This is a genomic window from Tangfeifania diversioriginum, assembly GCF_900141875.1.
Classification (GTDB): Bacteria; Bacteroidota; Bacteroidia; order Bacteroidales; family Prolixibacteraceae; genus Tangfeifania; species Tangfeifania diversioriginum.
Genome location: NZ_FQZE01000018.1, coordinates 34070 through 58559, shown reverse-complemented (window position 1 = coordinate 58559; position 24490 = coordinate 34070). Strand labels below are relative to the sequence as shown.

Genomic DNA, 24490 nt, shown 5'->3' with positions numbered 1-24490 from the left:
TCCGATAAAAATAAATAAATCTTACTCAATCAGTACTGATATTTTTCAACCCAATTATTTAAATCTTTCAATGAATTGGCTATTTTTAACCAAACTTCAATAATGAGTGAAAGCAAAGAACAAAAAATTGCGGTTCTAATACCCCTCGCATCATCTGATAAAACACTCATCTTAAACGGGATAAAAATTGCATCGATTTTCCGGAAAGAACTTTGCCTGGTTTTTCATTGCCAAAAAAGAGACACAAGGAAGCGTGCAATTTTCAAACAAAAGTCAGATGAATATCTGGCTACAGTAAAAAAAGAAATACCGTCGCTAAAATCATCGAAGCTGATTATTACCGGGCCGGTTGCAGAAATGCCCGAATTACTTGCCGACGATTTTGAAACAATATTGCTGGTTGCTGATGCTAAAAATTACAGTCACTTAGCAAAAGCAGTAACAGAAAGTCCTGTTCCTTTTCTGTTTGTTGACACGGAGAATAGTCCGTCTGATTTCAAAAAAATAGTTCAACCGCTGGATTTGAGAAAAGAGAACACTGACAGTTCGTTATGGTGCTCGTGGTTTGGCCGCTTTAACGGCTCCGAAATTATTTCGGTGGCTGCAAACGATAAAGACAAAGATGATTTGAAACAGGTTGCTCAAAATGTATTATTGGCCAAAAAACTATTCAGCAAGTTTAGTATTACACATAAAATTTACAAGGGGCGTAAATCGAGCCTGGGGAATTCTTTTGAAGCACTTGAACTGGCAAAATCATCGGGTAGTGATCTGCTCATTGTTTTGGGCAGTTCGGTAATTACGCCACTTGACAAACTCATTGGACTGCCCGAGAAAAAAATCATCAGGCAAGCCCAGGGCCTTCCGGTGCTTTTGATTAACCCCAGACGCGAAAACTATATATTATGCGACTAACAGAGATTCAATCAATAGCGATATTTCAATGATTTCTATAAAATATTTCAGCTAACAAAACCGACTTAATTTTTAACTTTGCACCATACAACAAATTTGTCTGAAGAAATAATTCATGAGCACAACAAATAACCCGGCAAGCCCAAAAGCCTGGTATGTAGTATATACCCGCTCGCGGGCTGAAAAAAAAGTTTTAGCCGACTTAGCAGCACAAAATATTGAGTATTTTTTACCCCTGCAGAAAAAACTGCGCCGGTGGAAAGACCGTAAAAAATGGGTTAAAATGCCTTTAATACCAAGTTATTGTTTTGTGCACATTACCCGAAAAGAATATGACCATGTATTGCAAACCGACAATGTAGTTTGCTTTATAACTTTTGAAGGAAAGGCAGCAATTGTTCCCGACCAACAAATTGATGCACTGAAAAAAATGATGAAACAAACCGATTTTGAAGTGTCAGTTACGACGGATAACTTTAAGCCCGGGAAAAAAGTGGAGATAATTGCTGGTCCGCTCGTTGGCGTGCAGGGAGAATTGGTAAAATTTAAAAGCAAAAACCGGTTCATCATCCGAATTGAACAAATTGATACCGTTTTTTCAGTTGAAGTGCCGGCAGAAAAAATTACTGCACTGCCCTAAGAGTACCTTTGCTGCTTCTGAAAGTCGTTTAAACAGAAAAATTAATGCAATTCACCTGTTTTACATTATTATAAAAATTATTTTTGCCTTTCGTTTGTGAAACAGTTTTTAAACAATTATTGCTTGAAACCAATTGCCAAAAAATTTATAATAATATGAAATTCCATTCAAGAAAAATACTTCTTTTGTTCTTGTCAGTTTTTTTTGCAATTAGCTCCATTGCACAAGATGTTCGTTCTGTTGATCCGAAAACAATGCCTGAATCGGATGTAAAAAAGATTGAAGAGGCCATCAGAAATGCCGGCCTTTCGCCAACTGAAGCGGCCAATATGGCCCGCCAGCGTGGAGCTTCGGAGCAACAAATCAGAGATATGCAGCAGCGCCTGCAACAAAGTATTGCAAACAGGGACACGATAATGCAAACTCAAAAAACTGATTCCTTACAAAGACAAAAAGGCGACCAACTCTCTGAAAGAAAAGTTCAGGTAAAAGATACACTCAGAGTATTCGGCTCCTCATTGTTCAACAATGAAAATCTCACTTTCGAACCCAGCATAAACATACAAACCCCCAAAAATTATGAAATAGGTATTGGCGATCAAATTATTATCAACATTTGGGGAAATTCACAAAACAACTACCAGCTCACCGTAAACAAGAGCGGACAGATATTAATACCGGATGTAGGGCCAATTTATATTGCCGGAATGACTTTTGAAAATGCCGAAACAAAAATAAAACAACGGCTCACCGAAATATACGCCGATATGGGCAGTGACAATCCCCAAACTTTTGCGCAGATTAACATGGGCCGGCTTCGCTCAATAAATGTGAATATTGTTGGCGAAGTAACTGCTCCCGGAACATATACTCTCCCGGTTACAGCCACTGCGTTTAATGCACTCTATTTATCGGGCGGTCCAAACGAAATTGGTTCTTTTAGAAACATCAATATTATCAGAGATGATGAAATTTTTAAAACCATTGATATTTATAAATTTTTAATCGATGCTGATGTGGCTGAAAACGTCCGTTTAAAAGACGAAGACATCATTTTGATTCCACCTACTGAAAAACAAGTTGCAGTTTCCGGTGAGTTTAAACGGAAAGGACTATTCGAAGTGAAAGAAGACGAAAGACTGAATGATGTTATCAGATTTGCGGGAGGTTTCACCTCAGATGCCTACTGGACTAATTTGAAAATTTACAGGAAAAACATAGGTGGAAAAAGTATTATTGATGTTCCTTTTCATGAAGCTGAAAGTGCACTCATACTAAACGGGGACTCCATCTTTAGCGGACAAACCGTTAAAATATTTAAAAACAGGGTTACCATTTCCGGAGCTGTTTTTCGCCCGGGAGAGTACGAATGGAAAGAAAATATGACTCTGAAAGACTTAATATTTAAAGCCGACAGCCTGAAAGGAAATGCTTTTTTAAACCGTGCAATAATCACCCGACTGAACAGTGACTCTACCCGCAGGACACTTTCATTTGATTTAAATCCTATTCTCAGCGGAGAAAATACAATCTTGCTTAACCCTGAAGATTCAGTGCAAATTAAATCGCTTTTGGATTTAAAACAAACGCCCTACATAAGCGTAACCGGCGAAGTGTTGGAACCGGGTGATTTTCATTTTGCAGAAAACACAACCCTTGCCGATGCAATTTTCATGGCCGGTGGTTTTACAGAGGCTGCCGACAGCTCATTTATTGAAGTATCCCGAAGGCTTTCATATGAAGAAGCAGCGGAGCTATCTGATGAGATGGTACACATTTTCACGTTTGACCTGTCGCGCGATTTAAAATTTAACGAAGGCGATGCCAACTTCACGTTGAAACCGTTCGATCGGGTTTCGGTACGGCGTGCCCCGGCATTCCGCGAAAATGCCTCAGTAATGGTTCGAGGCGAAGTAAAATACGCAGGCATTTTTGCCATTCAGAATAAACACCAGCGTATATCCGATTTGGTAGAAATGGCTGGTGGTTTAACACCTCAGTCCTTTTTAGATGGAGCAACTTTTTCGCGTGTATCTGAAGAGTTGGGAAGTGAATTTATCGCCATTGACCTCAACAAAATATTGCAAAATCCAGGTGGAAACGAGGACCTGCTATTACGCGACGGAGACATTCTGGAAATTCCAGAGCAAATGCAAACCGTAAAAATTACCGGTAGTGTTCAAAATCCATTTTCAATCACTTACCAGGAAGGAAAATCTCTGAAATATTACATCGACAAAAGCGGCGGTTTTTCATCAGATGCGTTAAAAAGAAAAGTATATGTAAGATACCCCAACGGAGCCACATCATCTACCAAAAGTTTTATTGTAAAAAACTACCCGGAAGTATTGCCCGGCAGCCAAATAGTTGTTCCGGCAAAACCCGAGCGGGAAGGAATCACGACACAAACCTGGTTGTCGATTGCCAGTACATTCTCATCCATTGCCGTTGCACTTGCAGCCGTGTTACGATAACATTTTGATAATTTTGAATTTGAATTACCTGTAAAATGAACGAAAAAAATAAAAATACGCCGGTTGCCGAAGAAGGTGAAATTGATTTAGTTGCCCTGGCAAAAAGCATTTGGGAACGCCGGAAATTCATTATTAAAACAGTACTTATTTTTGCTGTTATCGGTGTGATTGTGGCACTGTTTTCTCCCACACAATACACAGCTTCAACCAAAATGGTCCCTCAGAGTTCAGGAGGCACCCAAAGAGCAAGCGGTGGATTGTCATCACTGGCATCAATGGCCGGCATTAATCTGAACATGAACCAAACCACCACCGAACTGTTGCCGCAAACCTATCCGCAAATTTTGCAAAGCGTACCATTTCAGTTAAAGCTCATGCAAAACAAATTCACTTTTTCGGATGTTGAGGAACCCGTTACCCTTTTTGAGTATTACACCGAGTACAGCCAGCCCGGAGTGCTTTCCCTGGTAAAAAAATATACTATTGGCTTACCCGGAGTTATAAGCAAAGCCATAAAAGGTGATGAAGAAAAAACTTCCGCAGTAGCAACACAAGATGGAAATACAATCCGGCTGACAAAAGAGCAGGAAGAAGTCCGCAAGATTATTTCAGATAACATTTCACTCGAAATAAACGACCAGGATGGATTTATCCAGCTAAATTCCAGTTTTCATGAAGCCGAACTGTCGGCAGAGGTCGCCCAAAAAGCACAGGAATTGCTGCAGGAATACATCACCGATTTCAAAATTGAAAAGGCCTCAGAACAATTAAATTTTATTGAAGAGCGATACAAGGAAAAGAAAAAAGAATTCCAGGAAGCGCAGGCAGCCCTTGCCGCTTTCCGCGACCGCAACAAAAACGTGACCAGCGCCATGGCCCTTACCGAGCAGGAAAGGCTCCAAAACGAATACCAGCTGGCCTTTGAGGTTTACTCAAACCTTGCCCAGCAACTCGAACAGGCACGTATTAAAGTTAAAGAAGATACGCCTGTATTTTCTGTAATACAGCCGGTTACTGTTCCACAGGAACGCACCAAACCCAAACGAAAAATTATTTTGATTATCTGGATTTTCCTGGGCGGGATTGTTGCCATTGGATGGGTTTTTGCCAGCCAATACCTCGAAACTGCCAAAGAACACTGGAAAGAAATAGACACGGGCAATAAGGAAAACAACAATTCTCTGGCTGAAAATTCAGAATCCTGATACTGCGAAAAGGTGGCTCCCGTTCTCGATTCTTCGGGATTATTTTTAATTTTGAAGATGACAATACGAATGAAGTTTAAAGGGAGGAGCCATTTGTGAAACGTTTATTATTCATACTATTCACCATCATAATTTATAATGTATCAGCACAGGAAATGCTGATGCCCTTGCTTCCTGAACAGGATTCTTTGCAAATGCAAACCGAACGGCAAATGATGTACCGGAATTTCCTTCAGGGCAATTCGCCCACGGGAGAATTAATGGAATTTCAAGAACTGCCGGAGTTTGATTTCAAACAGGCACTAACCAACCGCTGGAACTACAATCTGTCTGATTTTTCATTTCACCAGGGGAATTTTTTCGCACCGGGTTTCGGAGGAATTTCACCTTCCCCATTTTTACGCAATGCAACCATTTTTAGCGAAGGCAGTTATCAGGTTGGCAAAAACTTCCGCTTGGGTGGTTACAGTTTTGGAGGAAATTCAATCTTTAAAGCCCCCTACCCCAGCCAGGGACTGAACAATTTTGACACCCGCGGCTCAACGCTGTTCATACAATACAACGTTTCCAAAAACTTTAAAATTGAAACCCGTGTGAATGTGATACAAAGCCACCCCACCCCCTGAAAATTTCAGCAGCTTCGTCTGGAAATGCAGTCACGCCTGAACAATTCTGGTAGGCAGGCGAGTTGGCAATGGCCAATGCCCTCCCACACCAGCTTTGTATTACAACCAGTTTTTAATACATTTGAAGAAAAATGCAAAAAAATGGAAACAATAATTATAAAACCAAAAGACAAGGACGAACTAAATTTTTTTCTTGAATTGGCAAAAAGGTTAGGTGTAAGTGCTAAAACTTATGAAGAAATGCAAGATGAACAACTCTTGAAGGCAATGGAAAGAAACAGAAAAACTCACAAAACCGACAGAAAAAAAGTATTAGATACACTCAACAATATATTAAATGAGAATCAACAAGACTATCATAAATGAAAACCGAATACCTTGATGGTTTTGAAAAGGAGCTTGCTAAAACAAGAGATAAAAAACTTAACATAAAATGCTCACCGTTTATAAAGCATCAGCCGGTTCCGGCAAAACATTTCAGCTGGTAGCAGAATACCTCAAACTGCTGTTGAAAAATCCGTTCAACTACAAACACATTCTTGCGGTTACATTCACCAACAAAGCCACCAACGAAATGAAAAACCGCATCCTGGGACAACTCAATGTACTGGCCAGCAACCAATCTACTGATTATACCACTATACTGGAAAATGAAACTTCACTCACTGAAGAAGTTATCCGCCAACGCGCACGGCAGGTGCTGAAAAATATTCTTCACGATTACAACCGGTTTTCAGTAAGCACCATCGACTCATTTACCCAGCGGATAATTAAAGCTTTTAACCGCGAAATGGGCATTTCGCCCCAAGTTACTCTTGAGCTCGACGATGGTTTATTGCTGGAAGAAGCAACCGACCGGCTGCTGCAAAAAATTGACAGTGACAAACAACTGCGAAAATGGCTGGTAAGTTTCAGTGAAGAAAAAATTACCGATAACAAAAGCCAGCAAATTGAGGATGACATAAAAAACCTGGGAAAAGAGCTGTTTAAAGAAAAGTTCCAACTGTTTTTCCCGGAAAAGGAAAATTCTGTTTACACCCGCGAAAACCTGAAGGAATTCAGAAGCGAGCTAAAAAAAATAATCATCTGGTACGAGTCGGAATTAAAGCAGAAGGGTGCTGAATGCGTCAGGCAAATGGAAAACGCCGGACTTGAGCCTGATGATTTTTCAGGGAAGAGCCGAAGTATTGGATATTTTTTCCTGAAACTGGCTGCCGGTGAACAACCAAATTTTACCGCTACAGTTGAAAAACATGCCACTGAAATTGAAAAATGGTACACTGCCAAAAGTCCAAAAAGGGACCAGATTCAACACGCAGTTGAAACCACCCTCCAGCCACTTTTACAGGAAATTATCGCTTTCAAAAGCAATAACGAAACCCGTTATTTTTCAGCTATTGAAGCAAATAAACAGCTCCGAATGCTCGGGATACTGACCGACCTGAAAGAAGTAATCAGGGAGCTGTTGCACGAAAAAGGAGTACTACAACTTTCCGACTCCAACCTGCTTTTAAGCAAAATTATTGGCGAAAGCGATTCGCCATTCATTTACGAGAAAATCGGGAACCAGTTCAGTCATTTTATGCTCGATGAGTTCCAGGACACCTCAGCCTTGCAATGGAATAATTTTAAGCCACTCGTGGCCAATTCACTTTCGGAAGGGAACACCAACCTGCTGGTAGGAGATGTAAAACAGTCGATTTACCGGTGGCGAAACAGCGACTGGAATATCCTCGACGAACAAATAAACACCGATTTTCCACATTTTCAACCCGAAGAAAAGCCACTCAAAAAAAACTGGCGCAGCCGGCAAAACATCATCAATTTTAATAATGCCGCAATTGGCCAACTGAAACAAACATTCGAAAACTACCTGCTCGCTGATATTAATGACGAAAAATTCAAAAACAAGTTCTCATCCATTTACGAGCATTTTGTCCAGCAGCCCGGTAAAACCGAAACGGCCCCAACCGGACTGGCACAAATTAATTTTCTGGAAAAAGATGATTTTGAAAAACAATCGGCCCAATTGCTGGTTAAGCAGGTAAAACAACTGCAGGAAAATGGGCTGCGAGCTGCCGATACTGCAATCCTCATCCGGACAAACAAGGAAGGAACAAAAATTATTGAAACCTTTGTTGAGGCTGCCCAAAAACCGGAAAATACCGGGTACAATCTTTCAGTCATTTCAAATGAGTCGCTTTTCCTGTTCGCGTCAAAAGGCGTTAATTTCATCATTTTAATTATTGAATTGCTGGTTGACCCCGACAATAAAATTGTAAAAGCAGCCCTGCTAAACTTATGGCTCTCATGGCTGAAACCGGAGTTGGAATCCAATGGTCAACAAACAATTCCCGGTATCCGGGAAGAAAAATGGCAACTCGATACTGATTTCGAACAAGCTTTTGAAAAAGAACTGCAGCCTGCAATTGAGCGAGTAAAATCGAAAGTTTTGCTGGCTTCACTAGATGAGTCGGTAATGGAAATTGCTTCCCTCTTTGGCCTTTTTCAGATGAAATCGGAGCTCCCTTTTCTTCAGGCTTTTATCGACCAAACGGCAGACATTAAAATTTCAATTTCAAACGACCTCTCCAACCTGCTGCACTGGTGGAACGAAACAGGCTACAAAAGCCCGGTGAGCGTAAATGAAGATGTTGATGCCATCAGGTTACTGACCGTTCATAAAGCAAAAGGACTGGAGTTTGAAGCTGTTCTGCTGCCCAATTTTAACTGGAACAGCTCATGGAAAGGAAACCTGGCGCCCATTTTATGGTGCACGCCTGAATCAGGGCCCTTCAACCGTTTTCCATTACTTCCTGTAAAAGCTACACAGGCATTGGAAAAAACAATTTTCAGCAACGATTATTACGAGGAAAAGCTAAACGCTTATATTGATACGCTAAATTTGGTTTATGTGGCATTCACGCGGGCCAAATCAGTTTTAATGGTGAACGCAGAACAACCCGATGAGAAAAACAATTCAAAAGGCCCGGGAAAAACAATCAACCATCTTTTAAAATTTGCGTTGGAGCAACTGGAAGAAAACTCGTTTGCAGAATGCTGGAATGCTGAAAACACTCAATTCACTTATGGTGAACTTCCCGTTTTTACTGCCAAAAAAGTTGAATCCAACTCAGAATGGATTACAAAATATCACTTTAATAATTTTGGCGAAAGAATTAAACTGAGGCTGAACAGCGAAGATTTTCTGATACCGGGCGAGCTCCATCAATCAGTAAAAAACACCGGAAAACTGGTGCACGAAATCCTCGCGGAAATTGAAACTGTTGATGATATTGAAGCAGCTTGCCAAAAAGCTCAAAACGAAGGAAAAATTAATGACGAGGAAGCAGCCGAAATAAAAATGAAACTGACAGAAAGTATTCAAAACCCACAAACAATTCCCTGGTTTAACGGGAGTTATAAAGTACTAAACGAGCGGGAAATTATTTCATCAGGACAGTTGTACCGTCCGGACCGCATCATGATTTCAGGAGAAAATGCAGTGGTTGTAGATTACAAATGGGGCGAAAAAATTCCCGGAAAATATAACAAACAAGTAAGTCGTTACGCCCAATTGCTCCGTGATTCCGGCTTCAAACAAGTGGAAGGATTTTTATGGTATATCAATCAGGACGAAGTGGAAAAAGTGTGTGAGATATGATTGCTAACAAGGAAAAAAACTATTTTTGCAGAAAATTTTAAAACATGATTCAACGAATTCAAACTGTATATTTACTTGTTGCCGGCTTGCTAACCGCTACCCTTTTTAAACTCGATTTTGCAGAAATACTTGTAAATGACGAGCTGCATATTTTCAATGCAAAAGGAATTTTTAATGGTGAAAATATGATTTTCGACGGCCTGCCGGTAATGGTTTTTATCGGCCTTATTACCCTGCTGCATTTTGTGGCAATTTTCATGTACAAAAAACGCATCCGGCAAATCCGAATAGTCGTTTTTACCATCATTTTGTTACTCGGCCTGGTTGGATTGTTTTTCTATTTTACGTACGCTGCATTCGACAATGCACAAGTGGCTTACAAAGTGCCCATGGCATTTCCTCTGGTTGCCATCATTCTCGATTATCTGGCCATCCGAGCCATCGGAAAAGATGAAGCACTAATCAGAAGCCTGAACAGAATACGGTAAACCCCAGCTATGAAAGCAATGATTTTTGCTGCCGGCCTCGGCTCCAGGCTAAAAGAAGAAACCCAAAACAAACCCAAAGCCCTGGTTGAAATTGGCGGCAAAACATTGTTGCAACATGCCATTGAAAAATTAAAAAAGGAAGGCATTTCAGAAATTGTGGTGAATGTGCACCATTTCGCCGATTTGATGATTAATTATATTGAAAGCAATGATTTTGGCCTGCCGGTAACAATTTCCGACGAAACCCACGAATTGCTCGAAACAGGCGGCGGACTGAAAAAAGCAGCTCCCCTGTTAACCGGAAATGAACCCGTTCTCCTCTACAATACAGATATCCTGACCAACCTGAATATACAGAAAGTGACCGAAAACCATAAAAAGTCAGATGCCTTGGCAACACTGGTTGTAAGAAAACGAAAAACCCAGCGCTACTTTAAATTCGACCAAAACCAGCGACTGGTGGGATGGATCAATAAAGAAACAGGAGAAACTAAAATTTCGTTACCTCAAAATTTTGAAAAGGCAAGGGAAATGGCATTCAGTGGAATTCATGTTATCAGCCCTGAAATTTTCAACTACTTTCCCCGTCACCAGCGTTTTTCAATGACCACCTGGTACCTCCAACTGGCAAAAAATTATAGCATAAAAGGCTTTTTCGACACATCAGATTTTTGGATGGATGTGGGCAAACCTGAACAGTTGAACGAAGCAAGAAAAAATTCAATTCTTTTTGATTTATTTTAATTTATAAGTACCTTGAAGAAAAATTAATACACCGAATAAGTACTCTTTTTTCAAAAAAATGAATACTAATCAAAAAACCAAATTACTTAAAACTAAGTATGCCTTTTTGCTTTGTCCAATCTTTTTATTTATTAGCATTGTAACTCACAGCCAAACAGTTCCAGTAACTTTTCATTATAATTCATTGGGCAAAAGTATTTCCTCGGTTTACCTTACCGGTATGATTGCAGATTGGGAACCTGACAATCCGAATTTTGAATTAAAAGACCAGGATAGCGATGGGATTTTTGAAATAACACTGGATTTAAATCCTCAAACAACATCGGAATTTGGATACTTTTTTGTAGTGGATGGGGAGTGGATTGAAGATCCAAATAATCCTCTGAAGTTCGAAGAAAATGCACAACCATACATGGAAATATCCGATCCAATGATTTCATACCTTATCCCCAAAGATAATAAGAAAGGAAATTTCAGCAGCGAAATCGTAGCAATTGTAGCTTTTTCCGAAGGAAATCCTCCTTTAAACGATTCATGGGAAGTTAAAATAAATGGAACAACTATTGAAAATCCATCTTACTATTACAATGAGGAAACTCAAACATTCAGATATGATGCGTACGATTTGCTAATAAAGGAAAAAAATACTGTTTCAGTAAAAATTGGTTCTTCGGAAGGCACAAAAACAAGAACTGTATCATTTGATTACCTCCCCGGAACTGAAACCTGGCCTTATGTTGAAATAGAGGGAAACATAACGGGCAGAGAAGTAACACTTACAGCAAACGGTTCTTCTCCTGTTGATCTTGACTTATCATATCAATGGAGCCAGGAAAACTCCAATCCGAAACAAGTATCTTTTTCATCATTATCCGGAACAAGTACAACTTTCACAATACCACATGAAAATACCGGGGAATATATGTTTAATGTGGAAGCTACAAATACAGAAGGAAACAGCTTCACAGCAAAAAAAATAGTTTCTGCAAAGCCAAATAAAATAGTCATTCATACGGTTGACAATTTTGCCGGTTGGATTGACAGCATGAATATTTATGAGATTAATTCCTATGGATGGGTCCCTGGAGGAAAAATATTCAATAATGTAAAATCCAGATTAGATTATTTAAAAGAACTGGGTGTTGAGGCTATTTGGTTTACTCCAATTACAAAAGGCGGGGGAATGGGCTACTGGGTTGAAGACTATTATGAAATTGAAAGTTATTTGGGAACTAAACAAGAATTTAAAGAAATGGTGGATGCCGCCCATGAAAAAGGAATAAAAATCATACTTGATATCGTTTTCAACCATACCAGCAAAGAACATCCTTTTTTTCAGAACTGTTTGGTAAACAAAGACAATTCTCAGTTTGCTGATTTTTATATATGGGATGGAGTCCCGGGAGAGTCAAATTATGATTACTACTACGATTGGATAGATAATCCAAATCTAAATTATTCCAATCCGCAAGTAGAAAAATACTTAATTGATGTGGCAGATTACTGGATGACAACCTTTAATTTGGACGGATACAGGGCTGATGTTGCCTGGGGAATTGAGCAACGCTCAAATGTCTTCTGGAAAAAACTTGCCAAACACCTCAAAAATAAAAACCCTGAATTTTACTTACTGGGAGAAGCAGCCGCATCACCTGCAACTGGGAGTTATGAAGAATCACCATCTGAGGAACACAACAAAAGTATTTTATTCGACGACCGTTTCACATCAGTATATAACTGGAAGTTAAGAGGATGGGATGAATCCATAGGGCTTCCGGGAATCTTAAACAACCACTCCTCTGTTAACGATTTACACTCTATTTTAGATGAAAAATTCCCCGAGAATGCCCTCCCCCTCAGATTTATTGAAAATCATGATCATGAAAGAGCAGCCAAATTATTTGGCACTGAAAAATCAAAATTAGCACACACCCTTGTTTTTACGGTTCCCGGAGTTCCTCTAATTTATGGAGGAGCAGAGACAGGACAAACAGAACAATTTGAAGGGTTGACAGAAGGAAATCAAAGTTTAATTCCTTTCTTCAAAAAACTTCTCAATACACGTAAAAAGCATATTCAAAACAGTGCTAAGTTAATCCGTTTACCCAATACAAATCAAAATGTTTATACATACGTAACAATAAATAAGGACAGCAGTTTTGTTGTAACAGCTCTGAACTTTTCAGGCGAACACACAGGCCTGACAATGGATCTTGGTACTTTATACAATGCCTCTGAGGGATATTATATACTTACCAATATATTTGATGATAAGCGGAAATACTTCAAATCAGATGAAATTAACGCTATTCCCCTATCGCTTGATGCATTTGAGGCAAAAATTTATCTCCCGACAGATGACGACAATCTGATTATTAACGGGACTTTCGAAAATGAAACAGATTATTGGAACCTTTATTTAAACAGTGAAGCAAATGCACAAATGAATGTATTAAATGAAGAAATAATTATTGAAGTAGATAACCCGGGATCAGAAAAATGGCATATCCAATTGATTCAGACAGACATTAAAATTGAATATGATAAAAGTTATGAACTCAGTTTTGATGCATCAGCAAATAAACAAACTACAATTGATGCAGTAATAAGCGAAAACGGGGGCGATTACTCCGACTATTTTCGTCAAAACCTCGAAATTTCTGAAAGCAGGAACAGATTCAAATATGCCTTTAAAATGGAAGAATCCACAGACATTAATTCACGCTTTGTCATTGAAATAGGTTCATCAGATGCAATGATTACGATGGACAATATTGTACTCAAAGAAATTGATAAAAACCCAAGTGAAATATCATTAACAAGTCCCAATGATGGCGAAAAATTTATTGCGTCAGAAACAGCAAGTGTTGAATGGGAATCCGAAAATATTGAAAATGTGGATATCTATTTCTCAAGCGATAATGGCACTACATGGGAAGTAATTGTTGAAAATCTTGACGCACAGGAAGGCAATTATTTTTGGGATATACCTTTAATTAATTCATCAGGGTGCATGATCAAAATCACAAGTTCAACTTATCCGGCAATATTTGACACCTCAGAAAGTACGTTTGAAATTGCTATGCCATTTATCGAAGTATTGTATCCAAATGGCGGGGAGGAATTAAAAACTGAAAAAGAAATTAATATTCAGTGGAGCTATGAAAATGTTGAATTTATTGATATATATTTTTCAAGTGATGGAGGTAACAACTGGCAGATTATTGGTTCAAATATTAATGCGGTTGAAGAAATATACCAATGGACAGTGCCCGAACTCAATTCTTCAGAATGCATGATAAAAATAACTAAATCAGGCATACAGGATATAAATGATAGTTCAAACGGACTTTTCACTATTTCTCCCAACACCAATTCTTCAATTTTAAATGAAAAAAAATATGTATTGAAACAGAATTACCCCAATCCATTTACTGAACGAACCACAATAGATTTTTCGGTTCCTCAAAATAGTGACACCGAGCTGAATATCCTCAACTTAAATGGTGAAATTTTAAAAACATTGATTTTTAACAGGAATATTTCAGGCAAACAATCCCTTTCGCTAAAATTGAATGAATTGAAGACGGGCATCTATATTTATGAACTGAAAACACCACAGGGGAGTCTCAGAAAAATGATGGTTCGTTTTTAATTACCTATATACAAAAAAAATAAAGGGGATTATCAAAACCTCGATAATCCCCTTCTTTTCTTTCCTTCGTTATTTAATCAACTCAACACTTCTCCGTACAAATTTATCTAAATCGGCACCCTTGAGCATGTTGTTGGCCAACAGCGCCAAATCAACCATTTGTTTGGCCAGTTTGTTTTTCTTACCAAAATCGGCCAGTTTGCTGCGCTTTTCTTCTTCTAATTTAGCCAACTCATTGTTCACGCTTTCCAACTGTTCTTTTTCAGCTTGCGGAACCTCCTCCTCTTTTTTGCCCTCTTTGGCTTTTTCGAGTTTTTCAGCCTCCGCTTTTTGGGCTGCAATATCCGCATTCATTTTTTCAAGCTGCGTGCTCAGCTTTTTATCTTTGGCTTCAATCACTTTTTTCACAAGCGGGTGAGCTGTGTTCACTACCAGGTTTAAACTGTCCGGTAAATCACCGTACATATTCATACCACCCTGGGCAGCGCTCATGTCCTTCATGCGGCGCATGAATTCGCTGCGGGTAATCACCATCGGGCTGGCATTTTCGCCCAAATCTTTAAAATCAACAATAAACGTATGGTCATTTTTCTCTGGTACAACAGCCTGGAAAACAGGTGAAAGCTCCTGCTTTTCCTCCCACGAAAGATCTTCTTTTTCCGAATCTTCCTTTTTAATCAGGTTTTCAGCCACGTCGGCATCAACACGCACAAAACTGGTGTCGGTTTGTTTCTGTTCGAACCGGTTAATCAGGTGTGGAGCCAGCACATCGTCCAGTATCAGTACATCGTAACCTTTTGCGCGGGCATCTTCCACAAAAGTATATTGTTCTTCCTGGTTGGTAGTGTAAAGGTGCACCACTTTTTTATCCTTGTCGGTCTGACTTTCTTTAATCAGTTGTTCATATTCCTCAAAAGTGAAATATTTCCCCTCGGTATTTTTAAACAGGAAGAATTTCATGGCACGGTCGTAAAACTTATCATCAGTCAACATTCCGTATTCGATGAATATTTTCAAATCGTCCCATTTTTTCTCGAAATTTTCACGGCTCTCCTTAAAAATTTCGCTCAACCGGTCGGCCACTTTTTTGGTAATGTGGTTGCTGATTTTTTTCACATTCGAATCGCTCTGCAGGTACGAACGCGAAACGTTCAGCGGAATATCGGGCGAATCGAGCACCCCGTGCAGCAGCGTCAGGAATTCTGGCACAATGCCTTCAACCGAATCAGTAACAAAAACCTGGTTGGAATAAAGCTGAATTTTATTTTTCTGAACCTCGAAATTATTTTTGATTTTCGGGAAATAAAGAATACCAGTGAGGTTGAACGGATAATCCACATTTAAATGAATATGGAACAGCGGCTCATCAGCCATTGGGTACAACTTGCGATAAAAATTATTGTAATCTTCATCTTTCAGGTCGGCCGGCATTTTTGTCCAGGCAGGTTCGGTATCGTTAATCTGGTTGTCCTTGTCGGTTTCAACCTCTTTGCCGTCTTTCCACTCTTTTTGTTTTCTGAAAACTACCGGAACCGGTAAAAATTTGCAGTATTTATTGAGGATTTCACTGATTTTATTTTCGTCAAGAAACTCTTCCGAATCCTCGTTGATGTGCATTACAATATCAGTTCCGACTTCCTCTTTTTCAATCTCATCCAGCGTGAATTCCGGTGTTCCCTGGCACGTCCATTTTACCGGTTTCGAACCTTCTTTATACGATTTGGTGATGATGTCCACCTCCTTCGAAATCATAAACGAACTGTAGAAACCGAGTCCGAAATGGCCGATAATAGCGTTGGCATCATCTTTATATTTTTCCAAAAAATCGTTGGCGCCCGAAAAGGCAATCTCGTTGATGTACTTCTCGATTTCCTCGGCAGTCATCCCGATTCCGTTATCGGAAACCGTAATGGTTTTCGCCTTTTTATCGAGTTTTACCCGAACTTTCAAGTCGGTTACATCGCCTTTGTATTCATCTTTTGAAGCCAGTGTTTTTAATTTCTGTGTGGCATCCACCGCATTCGAAACAATTTCCCTCAAAAAGATATCATGATCAGAGTAGAGAAATTTTTTGATAATGGGGAACAGATTTTCACTGGTTACGCCAATTTTTCCTGTTTGCATATTTTTTCGTTTTAATATTACTTTTTGAATTGTTTGCCCCCTGGAATCAAACCGTATGCCAACGGCGTTTTATGACGAAATGTCATAATCGCCAGCGTGGACACTAAATTTCAATATCCGAACATTTTGTATAAATTTGAAAATATTAATATTGCATGAATATGGAACTGCTATTAAAAGGGAACAAAAAACAATTAAGAATATTCACTGATTTGGCCAAAATGCTAAACATAAAGCATTATTCCATTACTGATGAAATGGAAGAAAAAGCTTTTGCCAAATCAATTGAAGATGGCGATCAATCTCTACTGGATGAAAAAGAAGCCCAAGAATTTGAAAATTGGCTAAAAAAATGAAAATTGTTTATTCCAAACAATTTTTATAAATATTTCCCATAGTTCAGTTTTATTATAATTCATACTAACCATGACATATCTTCTAAAACAATTTCATGAAAGCCATTTATTTTGCAGAGCATATTTTACCATGTAACTAATTCAATGGAAAAGTACTTCAAAAAATTTAGAAAAAACATTGTTGGCATCGACCAGGAATTTGAAACCCCGTTCGGAAAGCAAAAAATTTTGTATGCCGACTGGATTGCCAGCGGCCGGTTGTACCAACCCATCGAGGACAAAATAAACCACGCATTCGGTCCGTTTGTGGGCAACACGCACACCGAAACCAGCGAAACCGGTTTACTCATGACCCAAGCCTATCATCGCTCGCACGAAATCATAAAAAACCATGTAAATGCCGGCCCTGAAGATGTTCTCATCACTGCTGGTTTTGGAATGACTTCCGTAATCAACAAATTTCAGCGAATTCTTGGGTTAAAATACTGCGGAAAACTTACGCACAGAAAATGCCTGGAAGAACGCGAGCGCCCGGTGGTTTTCATCACGCACATGGAACATCATTCCAACCAAACCAGCTGGTACGAAACCAATGCCGAAGTGGTAATAATTGAACCCGGCGACGGAATGATTGTCAATCCTGAAAACCTGCGCAAACAGCTGAAAGAATACGAAAATCGTCCGTTTAAAATCGGATCGTTCACGGCCTGTTCAAATGTAACCGGAGTGAGAACTCCCTACAAAGAGCTGGCCCGCATCATGCACGAATTTGGCGGCGTTTGTTTTATCGATTTTGCCGCTTCGGCGCCATACGACGAAATTGACATGCATCCGGCCGATCCAAAAGAAAAACTGGATGCTGTACTTTTTTCACCACACAAATTTTTGGGTGGACCGGGCGCTTCAGGCGTACTGGTTTTCGATCGCTCAATGTACAAAAACCGGGTGCCCGACAATCCGGGTGGCGGCACTGTGGACTGGACCAACCCTTGGGGAAAATACAAATATGTGGACGACATTGAGGCGCGCGAAGACGGTGGAACCCCCGGTTTCCTGCAATCCATAAGAGCGGCTTTGGCTTTTGAACTGAAAGACCAAATGGGAATTGAAAACATCAAAAAACGGGAGGAAAAACTTTTGGAACTGGCGTTTAATGGCCTCGATGAAATACCGGAAATTAAAATCCTGGCCAACAATGTGCGCGAACGCCTTGGTGTAATCTCATTCTACATAGAGGGCATTCACTATAATTTGGTGGTCCAAATCCTGAACGACAAATACGGCATTCAAACCCGCGGTGGCTGTGCCTGCGCCGGAACCTACGGCCACTTTCTGCTGGAAGTAACCCAGGAGCAGTCGGAGGAGATTACCAAAAAAATCAATCACGGCGACCTGTCCGAAAAACCGGGCTGGGTGAGGTGGTCGCTCCATCCCACCATGACAAACAGTGAAGTGGAACTGATGATTACCGCTCTGAAAGACATCGTAAAAAACATTGGAGAATACGAGAAGCAGTACGACTACGACAACCACAAAAACATTTTCTGGCATAAAAAAGATAAAGGCAGAGAAAATGTGATGCGGGATTGGTTTACATTGAAATGACCTGTTTTCATCCCTATTAAAAACGTTTTCATTTTTGTAAACTTGTAATTTATTTGAAAAATGCATCATGAAAAAATACAAAACCGGCCTGGTTTTAAGTGGTGGCGGAACACGCGGATTTGCACACCTTGGCGTAATTGCGGCGCTTAACGAAAAAGGCATTTACCCGGAAGTGATTTCAGGAACAAGTGCAGGAGCAATTGTAGGGGCTTTTATTGCCGGACAGAAATCGCCCGAAGAGGTCATGAAAATTTTCAAAAAGGGTTGGTTTTTTCAATACACCAAACTCAATTTACCCGTGAACGGACTGCTAAAACTGGACGGGTTGCGTGAAATTATTGAAGATGAAGTTGAATATAAAAATATTGAAGAACTGCCAGTTCCGTTTTATGTGGCTGTGGCCAATATGAACAAAGGAGCTGTTGAATACAAAAACAGCGGTCCCCTGGGCAAAACAGTACTTGCTTCATCATCCATTCCTGTGCTTTTTGCCCCGGTTGAAATTAACGGTCAATATTATGTTGACGGCGGTTTAATGGATAATATCCCCATCGAGCCCATCAAAAACGATTGCGAACAAATTATTGTTGTCAACATTGCCCCGCTCAATCCGCGCGAAAAATTCAAAAACCTGATACAAATTGCGTCGCGCACTTTTTACATGAGCGTGAATGCCAACATGAACCTGGTCCAGAAATATGCATCGGTTTTTATTGAGCCCGAAGGAATCGATCAGTACGATATTTTAAGCCGTTCACACGCCGACCAATTATTTGAACTTGGCTATAACTCACTAAAAAGCAGGTAACTACCTCTCTAACGCGAATTGATGAATTCAATAATCTTCCGATTATCAGACAATTTTTCGCTCATAAAAACCCCAACTCCTGAAGCGGAAAGATATTCAGTTAAAGCTGGATAATCGTAATACAGCAGACTCCCGGGGGCAACGGCAAATGCTTCTTCCGGATTATAAAATTCATCGTTAAAAAGGTCAGATACTGAATTAGGAAAATTCAAAAAAACGGCTTTCCCAAATGATTTTTTCACAGTGGCAAAATGTAAAAAAGCAGAAGTCGCGAGCCCCTGCACAACTGCAATTTTTTCTTTTCCCGCAAGTTCCTCTTCAGTATGAATAAACTGATGAACCAAATCGATGGCACCGGCCTGAATTCCCGGAATACTTTTCCCTACGAGGTTGGCTCCGAATGTATAATTGAATGGAATTCCCTGAATAACACCATCGCCTGAAAATTCAGGGTCGTTAAGTTCTCCAGTGCCCGGGAGATCAGCACAAACTACGGTGTGCCCATCCTGAACGAGCTCTGCAAGCAGCGGTTCCTCAAACACTTGTTCTTTCCCTTCGGGATGGAACCAAACAACCAGTTTCCCTGAATTTTCGTTCTCGTTACTCACAACGTAAACCGGAAGTCCATAATCTTCCCTGTTATTTTCCAGAAAATATTTTTGCACCAGAACATCCTTTTTCGTGAATTTTCCTGTGTAAACTGCTGCTGTTAGTTTTCGCTGAAAATCAATTCCGGCTGTTTGTGCTACGATTTCGGGCAATCCGCTTTCCGTCACCTTTTTTCCTGCAAAATAGTTGCGGCTCAGGCTGAAAACCGTTTCTCCATCAAACGAAGTTCCTACCTGACCAGTTGGGGTAACCCAAAGTTCTTCCTCCGCGAAAGGCGCTGTTTTGCTGTCTGTGGGATCACCAGGCAATTCAAGGTGTTTCTGAAAGAACGCGTATAGCGATTCCCGGTTATTCCTGGTCGATTCATGAACACCAAGATCTTCCACCATTTGAATATTTTCGGGTTTTCCAAAAGCAGTGTATGGTTTTTGCACTTCAGCAAAGGTTTCGCGTGCTCCCTGGATGCTGAAAAAGTCGTGCGTTGTGGTAATCACCAGCGTGGGTTTTGGTGCCCTGATATGCAGGTAATCGGCATGATCGAAACCGTTGGCAATGGCGTTGTACGGGTTTTGCTCGGCATCCTGCGGGCCAATGGATTGCAAAAGCCGTTTAAAGCTGGTGATGTAACATTCGGGCGCTGCGGCATAAATACGTTGGTCGCAGGCAGCAATTTGCGCGGTTTGGGTTCCGCCACCAGAGCGGCCGGTCATGCCAATGCGGTTCATGTCCACTTCGGGGCGGGTTTCCAAATAATCGAGCACACGAATACCATCCCAGATAAAATAATCAGTAAGCGAAGTGCCTGAAAGCAGGTTTTGTACTCCGGCGTAGGAATGTTCTTTGGTGGAACTGCCCACCCTTGATTTTCCGGTTTCGGCATTTGGATATTGCAGGCGCTCACCTTGTCCCAACGGATCGAACGCCAGTACAATAAAACCTTTTTCAACCAAATTTAATATCACGTGCTGATAAGTTTCACTTCGGAAACCCAGTTCTGTGTGACCGCATGCATAAATTACCGCCGGCGCAGGTTTTTGTCGCTTTTTGGGAAGAAAAAGGCCGGCGGTTACATAAAATCCGGGGTGCGATTCAAACAGTATCTTTTCCACGGTAAATGTTTCCCGCTCCAGAATACCGGTAGTACGGGCGTTTAACGGCGTTTTTTTAAACTTTGCCAGCGAACCGCACAAGGCTGTTTTTGTTTCTTTTTGGTACCTTTTCCAATCTGTGGCAGTATGAATTTCCAAAACTTTTGCTGCACGTTCTTCAAGTAAATGAAATGCCTGGTTCGTAATCACCCGATACAAAGCGCGATGATTGTCCTGATAAGTGAGCCATTGCTGGTCGCCCCCACGGTTGGCATTAAAAACTGAATGAGGGGTTTCCTGCGATAATCCATTTTGTAAAAAAATGAAAAATGACAGGATGAGCAAAGTTGATATTCGGTTCATCTTCATTTTTGTCTGTAATTCATATTGAAATTCTAAAAGTAATAAAGAAGGATTGCATTTCAATATTGAAGCTCAATGTTTTATATCACTTTTCTATTTAACAATTAATTTTTGACGATTTCTTGTAAAAATATCGAACTAAAAAATCATGTTCAAGAGGCTTTTTGAAGCAAAAAAGATTTTGCCAATGTAAAAACAATTAATACATTTGCACGCACGAAAAAACGGGGTAACCCGTGAGTTCATTAAAAGATTGAGGTGAAAGAGCAAAGCTTTCAGAAATGAAAGGACTTTGGTTACTTCTCCAACCAATACTTTTAAAAGGTGAGGTGGGTGAGTGGCTGAAACCACTGGTTTGCTAAACCAGCGTACGGGTAACACTGTACCGGGGGTTCGAATCCCCCCCTCACCGCTTTTATGTTTCAACACACTTGTGTGGAAGCAAAAAAAGTTTTTTGAAAAATTGAAATCGCGGGTAGGGCAATAACTGTACCGCGGGTTCTCCCGAGGGGATCGCTTCGCGGGAATCCCCCCCTCACCGCTTTAATACTCCGAAGCTTTAGTGAAGGAGTATAACAAGTTCTTAAGATTTTTGATAGTTATTTAAACCACCTACGCTAAAGCTTCGGTGGTTGAAACGGGGTATAGCACAGTCCGGTTAGTGTACCTGCTTTGGGAGCAGGGGGTCGCAGGTTCAAATCCTGCTACCCCGACTTTTGAAAGGGTTAAGTTGTTTAAAATCAGCTTAATCCTTTTTTTGTTGCCCGATATCCTGAAAAACTCATCAGGGGTCAATTTAAAAAGTTGTGGAGTAAGATAAAAAAAACGAATTTTGAATATTTTATTTTACAAATCTGATGGCACAATCAAACGAGCATTATCAAGACTTTATTAATTTACTTGTAACTAATCAGTTTGCAAATTAGCAATTGTATTGACAATACTTCGTTAAAAAATTAAGCGGCAATAGTGCCATAATATATAAGTTCATTGACAAGGTTTCGATTTTTAGCAGAGTATGCATTAACACCGAACACGTCAATAAATCGTTGCAATAGTAACCTGTTGTGGTTCATAGTTTTAATATCAGCCATTGAAAAAGGTTTACGTGCCTGTTTTGGTTGGCTCAACCAATGTTCCACTTTAGCAAATGTTGATGGTAGTAAGGGCAGCATTTAAGTGAAAGTTCAGCTTGTTTTCGCTGCGTGCCTGTGAATCGTTCAACCCTGTGTGTTGCTTTGCGTCGCGGTAAAGAAACTCAATCTGGAACCTGCTTTGGTAACAATCCAGGATTTCAAGTGCATCCATTTGGGTATCGGTACTAAAGTAAAGTTTACGGGTTAGTTTTCCTTTGTCGCTTGCATAGGAATCGGTCAGGTCAAATGCTATTACAAACCGGCTGCCACCATGCGAAAGGGCAAGTTCTTTGTTAAAATCGAGCCAGGGAAAAGGTTTTTCAAATTGTTGACGGTATCTATGTTCTTTGGAATTCCCGAAGCGGCCGAGTTGTAAAAAGTTGACACGCCCTTTAATGGAAAGCAAAAGGATAACGACTTCGCAGATAAAGTCTTTCCTGCATTTATTGAAAACTGACACCTTTATTAACATTCTGATAATTAATTAATTATAATTATCACATCCCCTAATAGTCATTCTGTAACAGATTTGTGGTAAAATCCATTAAAATACTAATTATCAGGGGTTTAACCAAATGTCCTGGTGGCTTATTTTGCTCATTTTCAAATAGTTATCCACATTCTTAACGAAGTATTGAATTAAGTTTAACATTATAAAATGCGAATTTCCGGGAATACAACAATCACGGGGTTGTTCATTCTTCCGCATCCATATTTTTCTCCGCCTTCTCTTTCAGTCGCCTGTCCTTAAAATAATATACAATGCCTGCACTTGCGGACACATATTTATCGTATGATTTGCTACCGGCAATTCTTCCTTCAAAATCGTTATCAAAAACGGCAGCATTGGCGCTGACAGCTACATCGAACCTGGGGGTAACACAAAATTTTCCCGTTACACCAAGGTTTACCGACAGGGAATTGTTGGCAGGAACTCCTTTGTATTGAAACACGTGCATGTTTCCGATTCCAACTGAAGGAATTAAATCAAACCTGGTAGTCCCGTTGAATTCGGTAAAAAGGTTGACAAGGCTCAAATACGCATTCAGTGATAGGTTCGCATACCGGATGAAATGGCGGTATGTTCCGTCGGGATTAATGGTAACCTCCTTTCTGACCGGATCTTCATCAAACGGAGAAGTGCTCCCGGTTGTTGCGGTATAAATACCTTCTGTTGTGCTAAACCCGTTCAGCGAAAAGCCCTGGATTTTTACACTGGCCCCCCAAACCGGGGAAAACCATTTTCCTGCCGAAAGGGAAAACGAAGAAGTAAAGCGGTCGTTGAAATCGAGGTTTTCCACGTCTTCTGAAATAAGAAGTTGGGCACCCCCTGTTGCCTCGATATAAAAATGTTCGGGAAAGGGACGGAATGCACCTGAATCTTTTTCTGCAACTTGGCCTCCTTCTGTTTGGGCCCATACCTCAGACATAAAAAGCAGGAATATCATTGTCAAAACGGAAATTCTCATTTTCTGGTTTTTTTTTATTCATGACCAACTGGTCGGCTTAACAGACCAGCCGGCATTTTTTGTTTTCGCAATTAGTCTGTTACGTATTCCAAATCCAATATTACGGGTGAATCATGAGTACCCCAGGTTCCGTCGTTTTCGAACGGAACGCTTTGTAATGCCTGGTACATGTACGAAAGCCTGGCATTATAATACATGAAAACAATCGCTCTGTTTTCCGTATCTGCGGCCCTGATTGTGATATAATATACCCTTTCCCCGGTGCTCTCCGATTTCACGAGATTCCCTACACCGCGGCATTCATCGCCAATAAAAGCAGCTATCTTATCCTCATCGCCGGCGTAGATATTAATTTCATCGGGAATGGCAACAATAGCAGTAAAGCTGTTGGGCAGCAATTCAGGCGACTGAACAGACCATGAAGGCACAGCAGATTCAGGATACGGATCTGTATCTTTACTGCATCCCTCAAAAACCAGGATTGCAATACACAGTGCAAGAATCGTTTTAATTTGTTTCAT

The 24490-nt window shown here is 40.3% G+C and carries 18 protein-coding genes and 2 tRNA genes; 15 read left to right on the top strand and 5 right to left on the bottom strand.

From position 1 onward, the window contains the following. The first annotated feature begins 102 nt into the window (after window positions 1-102). From BUC07_RS12245 to BUC07_RS12200, 10 genes are all read left to right on the top strand, one after another. Window positions 103-915, top strand: coding sequence for a hypothetical protein (locus BUC07_RS12245; RefSeq protein WP_073169847.1), 813 nt, complete (start codon window positions 103-105; stop codon window positions 913-915). Between the two features lie 115 nt (window positions 916-1030). Continuing rightward, entirely contained in the window at window positions 1031-1555 is a 525-nt protein-coding gene (locus BUC07_RS12240; RefSeq protein ID WP_073169845.1) for a UpxY family transcription antiterminator, read from the top strand. A gap of 155 nt (window positions 1556-1710) precedes the next feature. Then, window positions 1711-4029, top strand: coding sequence for an SLBB domain-containing protein (locus BUC07_RS12235; RefSeq protein ID WP_073169939.1), 2319 nt, complete (start codon window positions 1711-1713; stop codon window positions 4027-4029). A 35-nt stretch (window positions 4030-4064) separates the two neighbouring features. Then, window positions 4065-5234 (top strand): Wzz/FepE/Etk N-terminal domain-containing protein, encoded by a 1170-nt coding sequence (locus tag BUC07_RS12230; RefSeq protein WP_073169843.1) that lies wholly within the window; start codon window positions 4065-4067, stop codon window positions 5232-5234. 95 nt (window positions 5235-5329) lie between these two features. After that, window positions 5330-5860, top strand: coding sequence for a hypothetical protein (locus BUC07_RS12225; RefSeq protein ID WP_139279569.1), 531 nt, complete (start codon window positions 5330-5332; stop codon window positions 5858-5860). 141 nt (window positions 5861-6001) lie between these two features. Then, on the top strand, window positions 6002-6226 hold the full coding sequence (locus BUC07_RS12220; protein ID WP_139279568.1) for a hypothetical protein: 225 nt from the start codon (window positions 6002-6004) through the stop codon (window positions 6224-6226). A 67-nt stretch (window positions 6227-6293) separates the two neighbouring features. Continuing rightward, window positions 6294-9524, top strand: a complete 3231-nt coding sequence (locus BUC07_RS12215) for a UvrD-helicase domain-containing protein (RefSeq protein WP_073169837.1) — start codon at window positions 6294-6296, stop codon at window positions 9522-9524. Window positions 9525-9568: 44 nt separating this feature from the next. Then, window positions 9569-10012, top strand: coding sequence for a DUF4293 domain-containing protein (locus tag BUC07_RS12210; protein WP_073169834.1), 444 nt, complete (start codon window positions 9569-9571; stop codon window positions 10010-10012). A 9-nt stretch (window positions 10013-10021) separates the two neighbouring features. Next, on the top strand, window positions 10022-10756 hold the full coding sequence (locus tag BUC07_RS12205; RefSeq protein ID WP_073169832.1) for a nucleotidyltransferase family protein: 735 nt from the start codon (window positions 10022-10024) through the stop codon (window positions 10754-10756). A 58-nt stretch (window positions 10757-10814) separates the two neighbouring features. Then, window positions 10815-14411, top strand: a complete 3597-nt coding sequence (locus BUC07_RS12200) for an alpha-amylase family glycosyl hydrolase (protein ID WP_073169830.1) — start codon at window positions 10815-10817, stop codon at window positions 14409-14411. A 69-nt stretch (window positions 14412-14480) separates the two neighbouring features. On the opposite strand, the gene htpG is transcribed toward BUC07_RS12200, so the two are convergent. Next, complete coding sequence (gene htpG, locus BUC07_RS12195; protein WP_073169828.1) at window positions 14481-16535, bottom strand: molecular chaperone HtpG; 2055 nt, start codon at window positions 16533-16535, stop codon at window positions 14481-14483. A 161-nt stretch (window positions 16536-16696) separates the two neighbouring features. On the opposite strand from htpG, the gene BUC07_RS12190 reads away from it, so the two are divergent. The 3 genes from BUC07_RS12190 to BUC07_RS12180 all read left to right on the top strand — a co-directional run bounded on the left by BUC07_RS12190 (window position 16697) and on the right by BUC07_RS12180 (window position 19304). Further along, on the top strand, window positions 16697-16891 hold the full coding sequence (locus tag BUC07_RS12190) for a hypothetical protein (protein WP_139279567.1): 195 nt from the start codon (window positions 16697-16699) through the stop codon (window positions 16889-16891). Between the two features lie 144 nt (window positions 16892-17035). Continuing rightward, entirely contained in the window at window positions 17036-18496 is a 1461-nt protein-coding gene (locus BUC07_RS12185; protein ID WP_073169823.1) for an aminotransferase class V-fold PLP-dependent enzyme, read from the top strand. A 67-nt stretch (window positions 18497-18563) separates the two neighbouring features. Beyond that, window positions 18564-19304 carry a patatin-like phospholipase family protein gene (locus tag BUC07_RS12180; RefSeq protein WP_073169822.1) on the top strand — a complete coding sequence of 247 codons (741 nt, stop codon included), beginning with the start codon at window positions 18564-18566 and terminating at the stop codon, window positions 19302-19304. 8 nt (window positions 19305-19312) lie between these two features. Here the strand turns inward: BUC07_RS12180 and BUC07_RS12175 are convergent, their stop codons facing one another. Beyond that, a complete protein-coding gene (locus tag BUC07_RS12175; RefSeq protein ID WP_073169820.1) occupies window positions 19313-21364 on the bottom strand; it encodes an alpha/beta hydrolase family protein in 2052 nt (683 codons plus the stop codon). Window positions 21365-21687: 323 nt separating this feature from the next. On the opposite strand from BUC07_RS12175, the gene BUC07_RS12170 reads away from it, so the two are divergent. Continuing rightward, window positions 21688-21776: transfer RNA gene (locus tag BUC07_RS12170), tRNA-Ser, on the top strand. A 226-nt stretch (window positions 21777-22002) separates the two neighbouring features. Continuing rightward, window positions 22003-22077: transfer RNA gene (locus BUC07_RS12165), tRNA-Pro, on the top strand. Window positions 22078-22507: 430 nt separating this feature from the next. On the opposite strand, the gene BUC07_RS12160 is transcribed toward BUC07_RS12165, so the two are convergent. The 3 genes from BUC07_RS12160 to BUC07_RS12150 all read right to left on the bottom strand — a co-directional run bounded on the left by BUC07_RS12160 (window position 22508) and on the right by BUC07_RS12150 (window position 24490). After that, window positions 22508-22972 (bottom strand): transposase, encoded by a 465-nt coding sequence (locus BUC07_RS12160; protein ID WP_073169818.1) that lies wholly within the window; start codon window positions 22970-22972, stop codon window positions 22508-22510. Window positions 22973-23195: 223 nt separating this feature from the next. Continuing rightward, window positions 23196-23969 carry a hypothetical protein gene (locus tag BUC07_RS12155; protein ID WP_139279566.1) on the bottom strand — a complete coding sequence of 258 codons (774 nt, stop codon included), beginning with the start codon at window positions 23967-23969 and terminating at the stop codon, window positions 23196-23198. A 71-nt stretch (window positions 23970-24040) separates the two neighbouring features. Continuing rightward, window positions 24041-24490: a hypothetical protein gene (locus BUC07_RS12150; RefSeq protein ID WP_073169813.1), complete on the bottom strand. Its 450-nt coding sequence runs from the start codon at window positions 24488-24490 to the stop codon at window positions 24041-24043.

Coding starts and splice junctions, on each gene's coding strand:
- BUC07_RS12220 (WP_139279568.1), top strand. CDS start 6,002: ATGGAAACAATAATTATAAAACCAAAAGACAAGGACGAACTAAATTTT.
- BUC07_RS12155 (WP_139279566.1), bottom strand. CDS start 23,969: ATGAGAATTTCCGTTTTGACAATGATATTCCTGCTTTTTATGTCTGAG.
- BUC07_RS12205 (WP_073169832.1), top strand. CDS start 10,022: ATGAAAGCAATGATTTTTGCTGCCGGCCTCGGCTCCAGGCTAAAAGAA.
- BUC07_RS12245 (WP_073169847.1), top strand. CDS start 103: ATGAGTGAAAGCAAAGAACAAAAAATTGCGGTTCTAATACCCCTCGCA.
- BUC07_RS12230 (WP_073169843.1), top strand. CDS start 4,065: ATGAACGAAAAAAATAAAAATACGCCGGTTGCCGAAGAAGGTGAAATT.
- BUC07_RS12160 (WP_073169818.1), bottom strand. CDS start 22,972: ATGTTAATAAAGGTGTCAGTTTTCAATAAATGCAGGAAAGACTTTATC.
- htpG (WP_073169828.1), bottom strand. CDS start 16,535: ATGCAAACAGGAAAAATTGGCGTAACCAGTGAAAATCTGTTCCCCATT.
- BUC07_RS12150 (WP_073169813.1), bottom strand. CDS start 24,490: ATGAAACAAATTAAAACGATTCTTGCACTGTGTATTGCAATCCTGGTT.
- BUC07_RS12235 (WP_073169939.1), top strand. CDS start 1,711: ATGAAATTCCATTCAAGAAAAATACTTCTTTTGTTCTTGTCAGTTTTT.
- BUC07_RS12175 (WP_073169820.1), bottom strand. CDS start 21,364: ATGAACCGAATATCAACTTTGCTCATCCTGTCATTTTTCATTTTTTTA.
- BUC07_RS12185 (WP_073169823.1), top strand. CDS start 17,036: ATGGAAAAGTACTTCAAAAAATTTAGAAAAAACATTGTTGGCATCGAC.
- BUC07_RS12190 (WP_139279567.1), top strand. CDS start 16,697: ATGGAACTGCTATTAAAAGGGAACAAAAAACAATTAAGAATATTCACT.
- BUC07_RS12215 (WP_073169837.1), top strand. CDS start 6,294: ATGCTCACCGTTTATAAAGCATCAGCCGGTTCCGGCAAAACATTTCAG.
- BUC07_RS12180 (WP_073169822.1), top strand. CDS start 18,564: ATGAAAAAATACAAAACCGGCCTGGTTTTAAGTGGTGGCGGAACACGC.
- BUC07_RS12200 (WP_073169830.1), top strand. CDS start 10,815: ATGAATACTAATCAAAAAACCAAATTACTTAAAACTAAGTATGCCTTT.
- BUC07_RS12240 (WP_073169845.1), top strand. CDS start 1,031: ATGAGCACAACAAATAACCCGGCAAGCCCAAAAGCCTGGTATGTAGTA.
- BUC07_RS12210 (WP_073169834.1), top strand. CDS start 9,569: ATGATTCAACGAATTCAAACTGTATATTTACTTGTTGCCGGCTTGCTA.